General features: G+C 34.4%; 15 protein-coding genes and 1 other RNA gene. All 16 read left to right on the top strand.

Features of this window, described 5'->3' with window-relative positions:
• Positions 1-101: 101 nt before the first annotated feature.
• The 16 genes from rnr to SD1D_RS08410 all read left to right on the top strand — a co-directional run bounded on the left by rnr (position 102) and on the right by SD1D_RS08410 (position 16,819).
• Positions 102-2,237, top strand: coding sequence for a ribonuclease R (gene rnr, locus SD1D_RS08490; protein ID WP_058258512.1), 2,136 nt, complete (start codon positions 102-104; stop codon positions 2,235-2,237).
• Positions 2,238-2,699 (top strand): SsrA-binding protein SmpB, encoded by a 462-nt coding sequence (smpB, locus tag SD1D_RS08485; RefSeq protein WP_058258511.1) that lies wholly within the window; start codon positions 2,238-2,240, stop codon positions 2,697-2,699.
• A gap of 92 nt (positions 2,700-2,791) precedes the next feature.
• Positions 2,792-3,175: a transfer-messenger RNA gene (gene ssrA, locus SD1D_RS08480) on the top strand.
• Between the two features lie 170 nt (positions 3,176-3,345).
• On the top strand, positions 3,346-4,509 hold the full coding sequence (locus SD1D_RS08475) for a serine hydrolase domain-containing protein (protein WP_058258510.1): 1,164 nt from the start codon (positions 3,346-3,348) through the stop codon (positions 4,507-4,509).
• Positions 4,510-4,668: 159 nt separating this feature from the next.
• On the top strand, positions 4,669-5,334 hold the full coding sequence (sdaAB, locus tag SD1D_RS08470; RefSeq protein WP_058258509.1) for an L-serine ammonia-lyase, iron-sulfur-dependent subunit beta: 666 nt from the start codon (positions 4,669-4,671) through the stop codon (positions 5,332-5,334).
• A 27-nt stretch (positions 5,335-5,361) separates the two neighbouring features.
• Positions 5,362-6,237: an L-serine ammonia-lyase, iron-sulfur-dependent, subunit alpha gene (gene sdaAA / locus SD1D_RS08465; protein ID WP_058258508.1), complete on the top strand. Its 876-nt coding sequence runs from the start codon at positions 5,362-5,364 to the stop codon at positions 6,235-6,237.
• Between the two features lie 130 nt (positions 6,238-6,367).
• On the top strand, positions 6,368-7,636 hold the full coding sequence (locus SD1D_RS08460; protein ID WP_058258507.1) for an MFS transporter: 1,269 nt from the start codon (positions 6,368-6,370) through the stop codon (positions 7,634-7,636).
• 225 nt (positions 7,637-7,861) lie between these two features.
• Positions 7,862-8,707 (top strand): hypothetical protein, encoded by an 846-nt coding sequence (locus SD1D_RS08455; RefSeq protein ID WP_058258506.1) that lies wholly within the window; start codon positions 7,862-7,864, stop codon positions 8,705-8,707.
• Between the two features lie 220 nt (positions 8,708-8,927).
• On the top strand, positions 8,928-10,007 hold the full coding sequence (locus tag SD1D_RS08445; RefSeq protein ID WP_058258504.1) for a CpaB family protein: 1,080 nt from the start codon (positions 8,928-8,930) through the stop codon (positions 10,005-10,007).
• A gap of 3 nt (positions 10,008-10,010) precedes the next feature.
• Positions 10,011-10,667, top strand: a complete 657-nt coding sequence (locus SD1D_RS08440; protein ID WP_058258503.1) for a hypothetical protein — start codon at positions 10,011-10,013, stop codon at positions 10,665-10,667.
• Positions 10,668-10,673: 6 nt separating this feature from the next.
• The gene (locus tag SD1D_RS08435; RefSeq protein ID WP_058258502.1) at positions 10,674-11,594 is read left to right on the top strand and encodes a hypothetical protein; all 921 of its coding nucleotides are present in this window, start codon (positions 10,674-10,676) and stop codon (positions 11,592-11,594) included.
• Positions 11,585-13,429 carry a P-loop NTPase family protein gene (locus tag SD1D_RS08430; RefSeq protein WP_058258501.1) on the top strand — a complete coding sequence of 615 codons (1,845 nt, stop codon included), beginning with the start codon at positions 11,585-11,587 and terminating at the stop codon, positions 13,427-13,429. The genes SD1D_RS08435 and SD1D_RS08430 overlap by 10 nt, the downstream gene beginning before the upstream one ends.
• 269 nt (positions 13,430-13,698) lie before the next feature.
• The gene (locus SD1D_RS08425) at positions 13,699-15,414 is read left to right on the top strand and encodes a hypothetical protein (protein WP_157893115.1); all 1,716 of its coding nucleotides are present in this window, start codon (positions 13,699-13,701) and stop codon (positions 15,412-15,414) included.
• A 33-nt stretch (positions 15,415-15,447) separates the two neighbouring features.
• The gene (locus SD1D_RS08420) at positions 15,448-15,927 is read left to right on the top strand and encodes a hypothetical protein (RefSeq protein WP_058258499.1); all 480 of its coding nucleotides are present in this window, start codon (positions 15,448-15,450) and stop codon (positions 15,925-15,927) included.
• A gap of 26 nt (positions 15,928-15,953) precedes the next feature.
• On the top strand, positions 15,954-16,415 hold the full coding sequence (locus SD1D_RS08415; protein WP_058258498.1) for a hypothetical protein: 462 nt from the start codon (positions 15,954-15,956) through the stop codon (positions 16,413-16,415).
• Positions 16,416-16,441: 26 nt separating this feature from the next.
• Entirely contained in the window at positions 16,442-16,819 is a 378-nt protein-coding gene (locus tag SD1D_RS08410; protein WP_058258497.1) for a hypothetical protein, read from the top strand.
• The last annotated feature ends 17 nt before the right edge of the window (positions 16,820-16,836 follow it).

Below are 16,836 nucleotides of genomic sequence, written 5' to 3'. Positions count from 1 at the left end.
CTCCGGAATAAAAATATTAAAATTAAGCACTATATGGTATACTATGAATAGTTAACAAAGTTAAATATATACACTAACAATAAAAGAATTAGGAGCTATATATGAGAAGTAATGATAAGATAGAAGAAAGAAAAAAAATGCTTGAAGAGTTTTTTGCAAGCGAAGAATATAAGCCCATGAGATTTAGGGATATTGTAAGTTTACTGCAGGTACCAAAAGATTCTAAACATGAATTAAAAGAAATACTAGATTCCTTAATATCCCAAGGGGTTATTGTCCTTGATGATAAGGGAAGATATAAAATTCCGGGAGATAATATTAAAACCGGAATATTTTCCGCAACTCAAAGGGGATTTGGTTTTGTTATATTAGAAGGTGAAGCAGAGGACATCTTTATACCTGAAAATGCCACTAAAGGAGCGGTACACGGTGACAAGGTTAGAATAATGCTAAGTAATGAACGTACCGGCAGAAGGCAGGAAGGTATAGTATTGCAGATACTTGAAAGGGGTATTAAGGAAATTGTAGGTACCTTTCAAGCCAGCAAAAATTTTGGTTTTGTAATTCCCGATAATCAAAAGTTTGGACATGATATTTTTATTCCCAAGGAAGATACAAAAGGAGCTGTTACCGGCCATAAGGTAGTGGTATCTTTAACAAGTTATGGGGATGAAAAGCGCAGTCCCGAGGGGAAAGTGGTTGAAATCATCGGACATGTCAACGATCCCGGGGTTGATATAATGTCTGTAATTAAGGCCTATGATTTGCCGGTGGAGTTTCCCAAGGATGTATTTAGAATATTAGATTATGTACCGGATGAGGTAGACCCTAAGGAGATAGGAAAGAGAAGGGATCTAAGAGATATTCAGACCGTTACCATAGACGGTGAAGATGCCAAGGACCTTGATGATGCCATATCTTTAACAAAAGAAGGGGATATATATCATCTGGGGGTACACATAGCAGATGTAACCCACTATGTTAAGGAAGGCTCTGCCCTTGATAAAGAGGCCTTAAAAAGGGGAACCAGTGTATATCTGGTAGACAGAGTTATCCCTATGCTACCCCATAAGCTTTCCAATGGTATCTGTTCTTTAAATCCGGGGGTAGATAGACTGGCTTTAAGCTGCTTTATGGATATTGATCAAAATGGCAATGTAATAAGCCATGAAATAGTAGAGACAGTTATCCGTTCAGATAAGCGTATGACTTATACGGATGTATCTAAAATTATAGAAGATAAGGATGAAGAGTTAATTAAAAAATATCAAGATTTTGTTCCTATGTTTATGCAGATGCTTGAACTGTCTGAAATATTAAAGATGCGCAGGCATAAAAGAGGAGCCATAAATTTTGATTTTCCTGAAAGTAAAATTATTGTAGATTATAATGGAAAGCCTATTGAGATAAGGGCCTATGAAAGAAATAAAGCTACTAAGATTATTGAGGAGTTTATGCTTATTGCCAATGAAACTATAGCTGAAAACTTCTTCTGGCAAGAACTGCCATTTTTGTATCGTACCCATGATAAGCCAGATGATGAAAAAATTAAGGCACTTTCCATTTTTATTCATAACTTTGGCTATAGTATCAAGATGGGAAATGAAGATATACATCCTAAGGAACTTCAAAAACTCCTTAATAAGATAGAAGATACTCCGGAAGAAGCTTTAATCAGCCGTCTTACCTTGCGGTCTATGAAACAGGCAAAATACACAGTGGCAAATACAGGACATTTTGGCCTGTCAGCCAAATATTACTGCCATTTTACTTCACCTATCCGTAGGTATCCGGACCTTCAGATACATCGGATTATTAAGGAAAATATAAATGGAAAACTGAATGAAGATAGGAAAAATCATTATGAAAAAATACTATTTGAAGTAGCTGATCATTCCAGTAAGACAGAACGTAGGGCTGAAGAAGCCGAGCGGGAAGTAGAAAAGATGAAAAAGGTAGAATATATGATGGATCATATAGGGGAAACCTTTGAAGGAGTTATCTCAGGGGTTACAAGTTGGGGCATCTATGTGGAACTTCCCAACACCGTAGAAGGAATGGTTAGAGTAAGCGAAATGGATGATGATTACTATGTATATGACGGGGAGCGGTATCAGATGGTAGGTGAACATACTAAAAAGACATATAAATTGGGACAAAAAGTTAAGGTTCGGGTTATTAATGCCGATAAGCTAATCCGGACAATTGATTTTGAATTAGTGGAGGTTGAAGAATAAGTGGGGGAAAATATAAAATTAATAGCTAATAACAAAAAGGCATACCATGATTATTTTATTGAGGATAAGTATGAAGCAGGAATTGCCCTTCATGGGACTGAGGTAAAATCCTTGCGTATGGGTAAATGTAGTATAAAAGAATCTTTTATAAAAATTGAAAATAGTGAAGTATTTATATATGGAATGCATATAAGTCCCTATGAGAAGGGCAATATTTTCAACAAAGATCCCCTCCGTGTAAGAAAGTTGCTGCTTCACAAATATCAGATTAATAAAATTAGCGGCAGACTGGCACAAAAGGGGTATACCCTAGTGCCACTTAAAGTATATTTTAAAGGACATTTAGTTAAGATAGAGATTGGGCTGGCTAAGGGTAAGAAACTCTATGATAAGCGTCAGGATATAGCAAAGAAAGATTTAAGAAGAGAGACTGAAAGAGAATTTAAGATAAAAAATTTGTAGAACAAATTTTCCCAAGCCGAAACTATTGACACTATAGTTAATTTATAATAATATATATATACACGTTTGCAACCAATATAATCTTATCTAACGGGGTTGTACTGGTTTCGACGGGGGTTTTGAAATTGCGGTAGCCATTCGCAGACTAGGACTGCGTCAACAACTTAGAAATTAAAAATAAACGCAAACGATAATTACGAATTAGCAGCTGCCTAAGTGCAGCGCTTGTCGGCCTTAAGCGGCCCGCGGCTTAAGATCCCGGCATCAAATTAGCGGGGACCTTTATCTCCAAAGCTTTGAGGAGATAAAAGATTTATGAAGCTACCAAAATCGGAAGCCTGTCTGTCGGCGGCCGATGGAGGGAACAACATGTAATAGTACTTGTACTAGAGGCATGTAAAAAAGATAGACTGTAATGGGAGAAGCTGCAATGGAAGGGCTTTCGGACGCGGGTTCGACTCCCGCCAGCTCCATTGAATTTAACCACATCTAAAATAGATGTGGTTTTTTTGTATCAAAATTTAAGATCTATAGATTTATATTATAAAAAACAATTTGAAAATAATAGAAAAATAAGGTATATTTGTCTGAAAGGGTTAATTATTAAATATTACTGATTAATAATCTTTTAATAAGGAGGAGTAATATGGGTGAAATGATTTTACAGATTGGTAATGTTGAAGAAACACCGGAGCTTGTAGGTTATGACAGCAGCAGAATAGAAGTACTAAATAATCATCTTTGGAGAATGATTGAAGATAAGAGGCTTATAGGAGCCAGTTATTGTATAGCCAAAGATAATAAGGTGATTGCCAATAATGGACTAGGTTATAGGACTTATAAAAGAGAAAAAGATAAACCCATGCTGCCTGATACTATTATGCGGGTTGCCTCAGTAACCAAACTGGTAACGGCCGTAGCAATCTTTAAGCTGGTTGAAGACGGCTTTATCCGCCCTGATGAACAGATGTCAAAGTATATTCCCCAGATGGATAAAGAACCCTTTAAGGTAATTACCATAGCACAGGTTTTATCCCACTCCTCCGGACTTCCTTTCGATTCTGATGAAAAAAACAATCCTTTTGCATATATAGAAAAATGTAAGAAGGGTGATGACTGGATAGAAGCCGGACTAAAAGCAGGAGTAGCCTGTAAACCAAAAGAACAGTGGATATATTCAACTTTTGGTTATCTGCTTCTTGGAGCCCTTATTCAAAATGTTACGGGAATAAGTGCAGAAGAGTATATTACAAAGAATATATTAGAACCTTTAGATATGAAGGATAGTACCTTTATTATAGGCCCTGAGCTTTGTGACAGGCATTTAATTCAATTTGAGAGCCATGAAGAAATAATGAAGGAAATAATGAAAAAGGGATCAGTTCTAGATGATGATAGTATCTGGAGTGAGGTTCCAAAAACCGGCGGAGGGCTCCATTCTACGGTTATTGATTTATCCAAATTTGCAAGAATGCTTTGTAATGGAGGGCGTTTTGGCAATACCCGGATAATGGGTAAAATGACCATTGAAAAAATGAGAACCCAGTATCTTTTTAATGTACCCAATTACTGCTGGGGAGCCAATGAGAAAAATCGTTTATACGGTATGGGTCCTGATCTTAGAAGAGGAGATGCCATTATTACAAGCCCTGATTTCTTCTTCCATGAAGGCTGGGGATACATAAGTGTTGTAGTTGATCCTAGGGAGAACTTAAGTGCAGTCTGGTTTGTACCTTATACAGATGGGGACATATGGCTTCCGGAAAGTCTTCTTAATGTAAAGAACATTATATGGTCAGGATTAATTTAAGAAAAGAATATTATTTTATATAGGTAAATAAACTGTTTCGGTTATTAAGGTGATATTAATAATTGAAACAGTTTTTTTCTTAACTAAATTAATTGAAGTAACCGTGATTTTTGGATAGAATAGAAAGTATGCAAGTATAAATGAAAGGCAGGAAATATAGTGAATGTATTTGACATAATGGGTCCTGTTATGGTGGGACCTTCCAGCTCCCATACAGCAGGTGCAGTTAAAATAGGATATACAGCCAGAAAACTAATCCGCGAGGACATAAAGGAGGCTAAAATTTATCTCCATGGTTCTTTTTTAGCAACAGGAAAAGGGCATGGAACCCATAAGGCACTGATAGCCGGACTTATGGGTATGAAACCGGATGATGAAAGAATTCCGGATAGTTTTAATTATGCAAAAGAGATGGGCTTAAAATTTGAATTTTTGGGAATTGACCTTAGAGATGCCCATCCCAATTCCGTTATGCTAAAACTGGTAGGGGTAAATAATAATAAAATAGAAATAGTGGCTTCTTCAATTGGAGGGGGTTCAATTATAATTAATCAAATTGATGGTGCCAAGGCAGATATTACTGCAGCCTATCCTACCCTAATAATAAAAAATGTAGATAAACCGGGACATGTATCCATGGTAACTTCTTTACTTAGTAAACAAGATATTAATATTGCTACTATGAGGATACACAGAGATAAAAGAGGAGGCACTGCCGTTATGATTATAGAATGTGATCAAGAAGTCCCGGTTCATGTGATAGATCTTTTAACTAAAGCTGAAGGGGTAAAAAAGATAAGATATATAGACAAAATAGAAGCATAGACATACAAGGATTAATGGAGGTAAATAATGAGTTTTAGATCCTTTGAGGAAATACTTGAACAATGTAAGGAGCATAATAAGCCATTTTGGAGAGTGATACTTGAAGATGATATGCAAGAGAGGATGGTCACCGAAGAAGAATCCATAGAAAAAATGCAAGGCTTATATTATGCAATGAAAGAGGCGGACAGCTCTTATGATGGCAGCTTATTATCAGCCAGCAGATTGGTAGGAGGTGACGGCCACAAGATGAGCCAGGCCCTACAGGAAGGAAAAGTTCTTGGGGGACCTTTTATGGGCAAGGTAATTGCTAAGGCTTTAAAGATGGGTGAATCTAATGCATGTATGAAGAAGATTGTAGCTGCTCCAACGGCCGGCTCTTGCGGTGTAATACCGGCCGTACTTATAAGTTATGAAGAAGAATATAAGGCCTCCTTACAAGAGATGATAGAGGCTATGTATGTAGCTTCAGGTATAGGTCAGATTATAGGAGCCAGAGCATTTTTATCAGGGGCAGCAGGAGGCTGTCAAGCAGAGATTGGTTCAGCCAGTGCCATGGCGGCAGCTGCCCTAACTTATCTTAACGGGGGAGATTACGAGAGCATAGTCCATGGAGCCGCCATGTCCCTAAAGAATCTGCTGGGTCTGGTATGTGATACCGTAGGAGGTTTGGTTGAGGTTCCCTGTGTGAAGAGAAATGTAATAGGAGCTGTAAATGCCATAGCCAGTGCTGATATGGCAGTTGCAGGGATAAGAAGTCAGATTCCGCCGGATGAAGTTATAGATGCTATGAGAGAAGTGGGGGAAGCCCTACCAAAAACCCTTAGGGAGACAGGTGAAGGGGGATTAGGAGCTACACCAACCGGTATGAAAATCAAGAATAGATTATTAGACCAGAGCTAAGGTCGAATAATGTTGATTTTTCTTTTGCTTATAGTATAATCATATTCAGACTGCCCACTTTTAAAGTGGGATTTATTTTTACATCATGTTAGACTAACTAATTGATTACAAGGAAAGGAATGACAGGAAGATGAAAAAGTATCTGCTAAAACACCCACTTCTTCTGACTTTTACTAAGCTTCGGGGCAATCCCAGAGCCTGTGTCTATACTGAGCCTTTATGGGGGCTTTCCATGAATCTATGCCTGCCTTATGCTACAGTATATATGCTTACATTTGGTATGAGTGACGTAGAAGTAGGAATTATAAGTTCAATTTATATGTTTTCACAAATGATTTTTGCTTTTTTATCCGGTGCTATAATCGATAAAATGGGACGAAGATTAAGCACAGCTATATTTGACTTTATTGCTTGGAGTATTCCCTGTCTTATTTGGGCATCTAGTCAGGGCTTTTGGTTCTTTGTAATAGCTGCCCTGCTTAATGGTACTATGAAGATTACCCAAGTATCTTGGGACTGCCTGCTGGTGGAGGATGCTCCTAAGGATATAATAACTCATTTATATTCCTGGGTACTTATATTCACTAACCTGTCTGCAATTTTTGCTCCCATATCTTCAATACTGGTGGCAAAGTTGACTTTAGCACCTGCTATACGTATCTTGTATATTAATGCCTTTGTTATTATGACTATTAAAATTTTAATCCTATATAAAATGTCAACAGAAACAGCCGTAGGAAAAGTCAGGAGAAAGGCAACTTCTGAAATGTCCTGGGGAGAAATGCTGTCAGGCTATAAAAGTGCCTTTAAGAAAATATTAAACTCCCGGGGAACCATATTTGCCATATTAATCAGTATCTTAGTGGAGATAGTGGTAATGTTGGGAACGACTTTCTGGCAGATTATTGCCTCCCGCAGGATTGGTGTGCCTGATACTTTGCTACCTATATTTCCCATGGCAAAAAGTATCTTATCCATTATTTTGTTTTTTACAGTTATTGCCCATATAAAGCAATCAAAGATGAAGTGGCCTCTTTATGGGGGCTTTGTTAGTTCCATCATAGGTTGCTTATTGTTGATTTCAATAAAGGAAGTTAATCTGTGGGGGTATATAATTTTATCATTATCATTGATTTTTGAAGCCCTTGGGGCAGCAGTACTTGCTACCCTAAGAGAATCTTTAGTAGCTATTCATGTTGATTCTGCAGAGCGTTCCGGTATTATGGCCTTGCTGCAAACAGCTGTAATGCTGGTAAGTGTACCCTTTGGATACATAGGTGGGCTTCTTAGTGATATATCAAGAGTATTACCCTTTGTTCTAAGCATTGCTTTGTTACTGTTAGGAATTCTGGTAACGGCTATATATTATAAAGCTGAGACTGTTATAAAAAGAGTGTGAACCAATTAAGGTTCACACTTTTTTATCTTATATGACACCATTTGTTTATAATCACCAAATATTTATAAAAAGTTTATTGGATTTATTTGGAATAAAACTATTTACAAAATATGTATTCTGTATTATGATATACCTATCTCATTCAAATCTACTTATCTCTTAATTCTAAAGCTTATCTTAATATATTATATTTTTCCATATCATCTATATAAAGGAGGATTCTATGTGAAAATTGCTTTCTGGTCTAATGCTTATGAAAAAACCGGTGCATTTTTAAATTTTGCAGCAGTAAGTATAGCCGGTGTCATGTGGTATCCGTATACAATTACTGTTTTTGAAAATTATCTCAGTAAATGTAATCTGGGGAAAGCTTTTTTTGGAGGCCATAATCTACCGGACGGTAGGGGAGGAACAGGCAGCTATTATGAAGGAAGGGGGATAGAAGGGCTGCTACGGAGGATATATCGTGGTGATAATGATCCGGAATTATTAGAAAGTTATTGGCAAGAGGTTATTCCCAACCATTTATACTATATTCCCCAGAGAGGGGTAATAAATAGTGAACTTTTTGATTATGAATTACATTATAATCTTAATTACTTAATTAATATAATTGAGGAAAACACCGATCTTTGTTATGTCAACTTAAATCATAAAAATCATCTTTCTTCTAATGCCTTTTTGCAAGAAGCGGATTTAATAGTAGTTAATCTATATCAAAATCCAGATTATCTAAATGATTTCTTCAAAAATTATTCATCTTTTAAATCTAAAGCCATTTATATTGTCGGCAATTACACACCAAAATCCATGATGACTTGTAAGAAGATTTCAAAACTATATGATATTAGCTTGGAAGATATTTCTCCCATTCCCTACAATGTAGATTTTCACATTGCTTGCCAACAAGGAAGTGCTAAAGAATTTATTAATCGAAATTATTTCTGTGAAAAGGATAATAAAAACTATCTATTTATATATGGAATTAGAAGGGCTGCATTTATTATATCAAAGAAGATTAAGCAGGCTAATTTAATAGATAAAAAGGAGTTAAAGCCTTGTGGTATATAACTATAATAAGAATCCTGCTGATGTCATTTTTTAATATACTTACTTTTAGAATCTTACTGTGGGTTTTATCTTGGAGGATTCCCGGAGGTCCAAGAAGAGGGCAGATATCAGAAAATGTAAAAAAAAGAAACTCAATAATAATATTGTTATATTATTTTTTAGTAACTTTTCTTATAACCTTAGGATTTTTATTAATAAGTAATATAGTAAGGAGTGAGTTATGAAATTTACAAGGAGACTTAGAAGGTCGACTAAACAGTACATCACAGTTGCATTAATCTGTATTTTTGTAATTGGATCTGCAGCAGTAATTAGCTCATATATTATGATAAGGCAGATAAAAGAGGAATATTCACAATTACTTAATGAGGCAAGACAGACCATGGATAATAATAGAAAATCAGTTTTTATTGCCCTATCTGATATAGCTGCCGGTGAAATTTTATCCCAAGATCTGGTTGAAGAAAAAATTGTATACACATCCCAACCTTCAAATAGCTATATTACAGAAGATGATCTAGGCCGGGCTGCCTTAATCGACATAGCAGAAGATACCCATATCCTTAAAAGTATGTTAGCAGAGCATAATGTATCCTCGGTTATTCGGGAAGTTGAGTATGATGTAATTCATATTAGCTCCAATATAGATGTAAATGATTATGTAGACATAAGGATTCAGTATCCAAACGGAGAAAGTTATGTAGTACTAACAAAAAAGCCCCTAAAAGGTTTTAATCTGGAGAATCCTATTTGTTATTTATGGGTAGATGAAGAGGAAATGCTTAGAATGTCCGCTGCTATAGTTGATGCCAGCTTATACCATGGTTCAAAATTATATATGACAAAATATATAGAGCCAAATATTCAGGAAGCTTCCATAATTACCTACACCCCCAGTGTATCTATATTATCTCTAATTGAAAATGATCCCAATATTGTCAATAGATGTTCACAGGTTTTAAATAAGGAAGTTAGAAAGGCCTTAGAAAATCGATTGGCTGCCAGTATGGATTTAGATATAAAGGAAATAAATTGGAAACTAGAAGGTCCCGTTAAATATATGCCTGAGATAGTATCTGATCAAACATTGGATACTTTTGATAAGGCAAGTATTGATGAAGAGAAAAAACAAGAAAGCTCTGATTATAAAGAAATCCAAGAAAATACCCAGCTGCCACTAGATATAGATAAGGCTGTGGATTTAGGTAGAAATCAAAAAACTAGTCAGGAATATGAAGAGTTTGAAGCTGGTAATGACTTTTACATACCGGCAGATTATTTTTCGGCTACGGAGGGATAAGTAATGATTTGTATAGGTTATCTGGGAGTAGAGGCATTTGACATAATTCTTTACATAGGGCAGACCATAAGTAAGTTAAAATACCCTGTACTTATTGTAGACTTATCCGACACCGGAGCATTAACAAAGGCTATTTATCATGGAATGGATTTATACAGTACTGAAGAAATAGTCCATTATCGTAATTTAAATTATATTAGGAGGCTGCCCCAGGAGAATGAACTTAAAGATTTTAATGAGGGAGTAGTATTTGTTGTCTTTGGTTTTAATTATATTAATACCCATCCCATTAAACTAGATATTATTAATATAGTTGCGGATCCCTTTCCTAACCATATTAATAAAATAAATGTTCTTATTAAAGATATTCCCCTAGATAAGCAGCTAAGACTTATAATTCGAGATATTATCACATTAGATGATTTAGAAAGAACAAAAAATAGTCTAATATTTTCTAATAAGCCTGTCCCTGTTAAATATCTATATCTTGATATTGCAGATTATGAAAATGCAATTCAATGTCAGAGAATTCAAATAGTCCGCTTTAAGAGGATATCATCTAGAATGAAAAAACTTATTGTTAATGAAATAGCCCATACTATCCCCAACATTAAACCATCTAAAATACGAAGAGCAGTTTCTACTGCAAGGAAGGGGTAATTAAAGATGAGTAAAATTGTATTTTGGTCTCCTTTACATGGTCAAGGACAGACCAGTAACCTTCATATTATAGCCTTAATTATGAGTCTCTTACATAAAAAGAAAATATTGATGATGCAGACTCACTTTTCAATGAATAATCTTGAAGGGCCTTTAGTGGGCAAAAGCATAGATATTAGCAAAAGGGCAAACTATAGTATATTTCATGATATCGGTATAGATGCGGCGGTAATGTATAGCCAAACTAATCGTTTGATGGGAAATATGCTTGAAAGCTGTTGTATTACCTTTCCTAATACATCATTACTTTTATTGCCAGGTACAGAGACTAAGAATCGGGAAACCTTTGATCGTGATACATGCAAGGCAGTATGCAATATGGTTCATCATGCAGAAGATTATGTGGATCTGATAATGATTGATGCCAATAGTGGTAATGATGAATTGTCTTTTAAACTAATTTCACTGGCAGATATAATTATAATTAATTTAACACAAAGCAGACATGTGTTACATAAGTTTTTAAGTGACTATGGGGATAAGTTTTCTGATTATAGTAAATTGTTTTTCTTATTTGGAAATTATGATAAGAATGCCGCCTATAATATTTATAACTGTCGAAGAAGGTACAAAAACTATATTAATAGGGACAATTCCGCTGTAATTCCTTACTTAACTAAATATAAGGACGCACAAAATGAAGGTGAAGTTTTAGCCATGGTAAAGGAGGGCTTAAATATCTGTAATGCTTCTGATATGGATAAAATCAAAGAAATAATTAAAAGAAAACTAAAATTAAGCAGATATCAAGGGGAAGATATGGATTACTTTTTCTATCAAGCCTGTAAAAGCGTTACAAAAATATTAAATGCACTTAATATGGAGGAAAGTAAATCTCAATTAAAAAGGAGCAGGGCATGGGGATAATGGATTTGATTTTTTCTGTCTTACTTTTATGTGGTTTGGCCTTAAGTATATATTATATTTTTAAAGGGAAGCTAGAAGATGAAGATTATAAGGGTGAAATTTATTCTATAGAAAATCTATGCCAGCATATTAAGAAAACCATTAACAATATTATTAATATGGATATGGAGGCCCTAAACTTAAATCAAAGGGATCTTGAAAACAGGCGGGCTATTAAAAGGTCCTTAAGTAATGCCATCCGTAAATGTTCACAGGGAGATATAAATGCAAAGATGGTAGTGATGGCCAGGACAAAGCATACAATTTTAAATTTATTAAATATTACTGAGGATATAATAAATAACCTTATTCCTTTTAATAATAAGGATAGGTTAAGTGCCAGGGACAAATTCGAAATTTTAATGTATATGCAAAAGAAAAATGGCAATAAAAAAATGTTTCAAGGAATATGTAATATAGCAAAGCTAGATCGTCTGTTAAAAGATCAAGATGGATATTATTATAGTATATCAGATAAGGATATTCATGAGGCTTATGAAAACATTCCGATTGCTTTAAGCTTTGATGATAAGCTAAATATTTTAACTCAGCGTATTTATGAAGAAACTTATGGATTGTCTGTAGTAGATCTTTTTATTATGGAGGATACTTCCTTAGATAGTATATCTGCAGGGGTATCAGGAATTACTACATATAATTATAAGTATATGGAAGAGGATATATTGACGGGGACTTATAAAAAACCGGAATGCCTAAACAGTGTATGGGTAGTATATAAGGGTAAGCCAATACATTTAAAGTTCTTATCCTTTAAATCCTTAGCAGTAATGAGTCGCATATGTAAAAACCTTGCGGAACATGGGAGAGTAGGTCATTTAACTTGTGCTGAAGGAGGTATAAAAACCCATTTGACAGACGGAAGCAGGGTTACGGTATTTAGGCCAAATAACAGCTTACAGTGGGCATTTTTTGTTCGCAAATTCGGAACTAGTGCCTCCCTTGAATTAAAAGATTTGATAACAGATAAGGGAAATTACTATCCCATTGAAGTAATCAAATGGGCTATCCATGGTTGTGTTAATATGTTTTTTTCTGGAGACCAAAACTCCGGCAAAACTACATATACAAGAGCTGCAGTCAAAGAAATTGACAGGAGACAGCCTATTAGAACCTTAGAAGCAGATTTTGAATTATATTTAAACGATGCATATACCGATAAAAATATTTTGGCAACCAGACCAAGTAAGAGACTTCCTTTTCCAAAACTAATCGAACTGCTTAAAAGCTCAGAGGCTCATACGATTTTATTTGGAGAAACAGCCAGTCTAGAACATGGAAAGCATCTTATTAATCTTCTGCTTGCAGGAACAAAACGTGTTATCACCACGGGTCATTGGCCTAGCTCTGATGAGCTGGTAGCTTATTTTGTTCATGCTCTTAATGGATATGGCAATTTAGCCACGAAGGATGTCCAAGCCATGGTATCAAGATTAATCCATCTAGATATTCATTGTGTTAAGGAAAATAACGGACATAGGCATATTAAGCGGATTACAGAGATAATTCCTTATGATATAGAGGATAAATTGCCTGATATAAAGGCCGGTGTAGAAGGAAGCCTTAAAGAGATATCTTATTATCTTAAATTACTTACCAGACAAAGTACATATTACACAAGAGATATTGTGGTTTTTCAAGATGGCAGGTATAAGATGATTAATCCTATCAGTGATCGTTTGGCAGGAATTATACTGGATAATTTGCCACCTGATAGAAGGAGAGCCTTCTTGAAGTTTAACACTATAGAAAAGGGAGGTATAGATGAAGCAGTTTGAATAATCTGATAAAATATTTAATATATGTTTTCTCATTTATCTTTATTATACTCTTTACTTATATAATCTATGGCAGCAAATCTTATAAAATAAATCTTATTATTCAAAAAATATATAAATTTCTAAATAACTTTCCCATTAGCAGGTCTTATGTAAGTAAAATATCTTATCGTTACCGTTTAATTAGTCCTTGCCATAGTAAGACTATTGCAAGAAAAACCGTAAGCACTTGTATTATTTCTTGGTCTATCAGTATATGTGCATTTTTATTGATTTTTATAAGTAATAGAAGGCTGATAACTTTAATAACAGTAGGATTTGCCATTTATATTATAAACTCTGAAGTTGCAAGCCGCCTGGCAAAGAAGCATGAAATAAAATTACTTACGGAAATGCAAAAAATGCTAGAAGATATAGTCCATTACTTTTATATGGACTATCGCATAGACAATGCCATATATAGGGCAAGAGAAAAGCTTAGTCAGGATATGAAAGCAGCAGTAGATCAGATTTATGATTTGCTATTGTCCACCGATAGGGAGGAAGGGCTTAGGGAGTACTATGATAATGTTCCCAATAAATATTTACGTACCTTTGTCAGTCAATGTATAGGATTAATGGAACATGGGGATCAGGTAATAGACGGAAAATTATTATTTATTAGAAATTTAGAAAATTTGCAGAGGGAGATAGATATTGAAATAGATAAACAGCAAAGATTAAATATGGAATTTATGGGAGTAATACTTTGCGTTGTAAGTCCAATTTTCTGCATAGAATTAGTAAAGCAATTTGCCATAAGCATTAAAGAGAATATGTTTGATTTTTATTATGGACGATGGGGCTTTTTGTTGGATTTATGTCTGCTGCTAATCATATCTAGTATTTATATTATCATGAGAAAAAGTGCCGAATATACCAGTTTTCATCAATCAAGCCATAAATGGTTATTAAGAATAGACCGAATAGGTTTAGTCAAAAAGGCAATGGATAATTATTGCACAAAGAATGCTTCAAAACAAGAAAGATTACAAAGAAAATTAAGAAATAACGGAAGCAATATAAAGGCTAGGTACTTTGTATTAAGAAGTTTTATATTGGCAATATCAGTATTTATTTTATCTGTAGGCATTACAATATATCTGCATCAGTATAGTAGAAGTCGGCAGCTTCTTGTTAAAGAAGAGAATCTTGAGGTGCTTATACCTACAGTTAAGGAAGTGCATTACGATTCCATAGCCCATACTATTGAAACTTATACAAGAAAATATATAGAAAGACCCGATATTATTCCGAACAATAGCCATGATATGGTGGATAGGTTAAAAAAAGACGGTATTATATATAGTCCCTTGGTGGCAGAAGCTATAGCAGAGGATATACTAGACCGTGTTATAAAATATCAAAATGATTATTTTTCATTTCTAGATTTAGTCATATGTCTTTATATTAGTATCTTAGCTTATTATTTACCCAAAATTTTATTAAAATACAGCGGTATTGTATCAAAGGATGCAATGGAGGATGAAGTTAATCAGTTTAATGCACTTATAGGGATGTTAATGTATAACGATACCATGACTGTCAAGCAGATTTTACAGGAGATGGAGTCCTTTGCTGTAGTGTTTAAACAATCCATTAGAATCTGCATAGATGAATATGGTTCCGATGATATATACGCCTTAATCAAATTAAAAGAAAGGGAACCTTATGAACCCTTTAGAAGGATAGTTGATAATCTAATCCGTTGTGACGAAATGCCTATAAGTATGGCTTTTAATGAGATTCAAGTAGATAGGGATGGGTATATATCAAAAAGAAAGCTGGCTAATGAAAAGTCCATTAAAAAAAGAGTGATTCGGGCATATGTTCTTGCAGCCCTTCCCTTTTTATTGTTGTTTTCCTATGGACTAATGCCTGTTTTGATATCAGCAATAAAAGAAATTAATTTAATCTTAAATGAACTTCAAAATACAGTATGGTAAAAATTAATAAATAATACTAAATAGGGGGTTAAAATGAGAACAAAGAACAGTGAAATTGCAGTAAAAATATTTCTATTGGTTGTGTCTGTTATTTTAGTAGGCCTAATTATTGCCTGGTCAACCGGTGTATTTAAGGACAAGAGAAATGATCTAAACCAAGGTACTGAAAAAATCAACGATGTACTTGGCACAATGGCGGATTTTGATTTGCTTATTTATGATGGAAATATTATCAGCGGGGAAAGAGTGGCAGATTTAATCGAGGAAGTTAAGGAGAAAAAAATTGATATGGCCATTGGTGTTAAAACAATAGCCGCCAGTGAAATAAAATTCTATAATTACAGTCTGGTATCCGGTTCAGAGGGGGATAAATTAGGCTCCGAACAAAAAGATACTCCTCCCACAAAAAAAACCGAAGCTAATTATATAAATCCCAAGGGTAAATTTAAAGGTGAAGTAAGAAAAGATGAGAATGATAATATTATAGGCTTAGTATTTGAACAAGAAAAGTAATATAAATACTTAGGTGGTAGAATGAAATGAGATTTAAAAATAATGATCTTGTTCCCCAGATATTTATGATGGTGGCAGGGGTGATATTGGTGGGCCTAATACTTTATTATATTATGAATGCCATAAAAAGCTCAACCAATCTTGCTGATGTGGTGATTTCAAATAGCCAGGAGACAGCAACCTATTATGCCGAATATGACATAAGTAAATATGACGGGGAAGAAGTAAGGGGTCAAGAAGTAGTTAATTTTATAAAGAAGCAGCTGGGAGATTATTTACCCACCGAAGCTGCTCCCATTTATGTGGAGGTTGTATCAAAAACTTTAGACAGTACATATAGCAGAATATATACAAATAATGAGCATCTTGAAGATATAAAAAATTTCTCTAAAGCCCAACACTATATAAAACCTACAGCTGTATTTTTAGGTAGAGTTATAAGAAATGAGAATAAGGTGATTATAGGAGTAAGATTTACTCAAAAATAAGTAAGAATTATAGATGGGGGCTTATTATGGATAAGGCTGTTACAAATATTTTTGAAATACTAATAGGAGCAATATTATTTTCATTGGGCTTATTATATTTAGTATGGCACTATCAATCCCTATCAAATTTGTCAGAATATATAAGCCAAAAAATAATAGAAGATGATAAGATAATCAGACAGTATAAACTTGGCGAGGATAAAGTAAAGGATTTAGAGGTGTATGGGGCTATTATGGGATATAGGGAGTATCCAATAATGGTTGATGGTAAATTAATTCCAACTAATGAGAATGATTATGACTTATATTTTTCCTACATAAAGAAAGGCTATTATAAAAAGGATTATCTATATGATGATAATAGGTGTATAATAATGGTTTTGTATTCTTACTTAAGTATATAGTTATAGAGGAATAAATT

The organism is Herbinix luporum (assembly GCF_900070325.1).
GTDB classification, from domain to species: domain Bacteria; phylum Bacillota; class Clostridia; order Lachnospirales; family Lachnospiraceae; genus Mobilitalea; species Mobilitalea luporum.
The sequence above is the reverse complement of the archived record's forward strand: the minus strand, read 5'-3'. Positions and strand labels throughout refer to the sequence as shown.

What these genes read in the sequence shown, in the direction of transcription:
- rnr (WP_058258512.1), top strand. Translation starts at nt 102, where the DNA reads ATGAGAAGTAATGATAAGATAGAAGAAAGAAAAAAAATGCTTGAAGAG.
- SD1D_RS08475 (WP_058258510.1), top strand. Translation starts at nt 3,346, where the DNA reads ATGGGTGAAATGATTTTACAGATTGGTAATGTTGAAGAAACACCGGAG.
- sdaAA (WP_058258508.1), top strand. Translation starts at nt 5,362, where the DNA reads ATGAGTTTTAGATCCTTTGAGGAAATACTTGAACAATGTAAGGAGCAT.
- SD1D_RS08460 (WP_058258507.1), top strand. Translation starts at nt 6,368, where the DNA reads ATGAAAAAGTATCTGCTAAAACACCCACTTCTTCTGACTTTTACTAAG.
- SD1D_RS08445 (WP_058258504.1), top strand. Translation starts at nt 8,928, where the DNA reads ATGAAATTTACAAGGAGACTTAGAAGGTCGACTAAACAGTACATCACA.
- SD1D_RS08440 (WP_058258503.1), top strand. Translation starts at nt 10,011, where the DNA reads ATGATTTGTATAGGTTATCTGGGAGTAGAGGCATTTGACATAATTCTT.
- SD1D_RS08435 (WP_058258502.1), top strand. Translation starts at nt 10,674, where the DNA reads ATGAGTAAAATTGTATTTTGGTCTCCTTTACATGGTCAAGGACAGACC.
- SD1D_RS08430 (WP_058258501.1), top strand. Translation starts at nt 11,585, where the DNA reads ATGGGGATAATGGATTTGATTTTTTCTGTCTTACTTTTATGTGGTTTG.
- SD1D_RS08420 (WP_058258499.1), top strand. Translation starts at nt 15,448, where the DNA reads ATGAGAACAAAGAACAGTGAAATTGCAGTAAAAATATTTCTATTGGTT.
- SD1D_RS08415 (WP_058258498.1), top strand. Translation starts at nt 15,954, where the DNA reads ATGAGATTTAAAAATAATGATCTTGTTCCCCAGATATTTATGATGGTG.
- SD1D_RS08410 (WP_058258497.1), top strand. Translation starts at nt 16,442, where the DNA reads ATGGATAAGGCTGTTACAAATATTTTTGAAATACTAATAGGAGCAATA.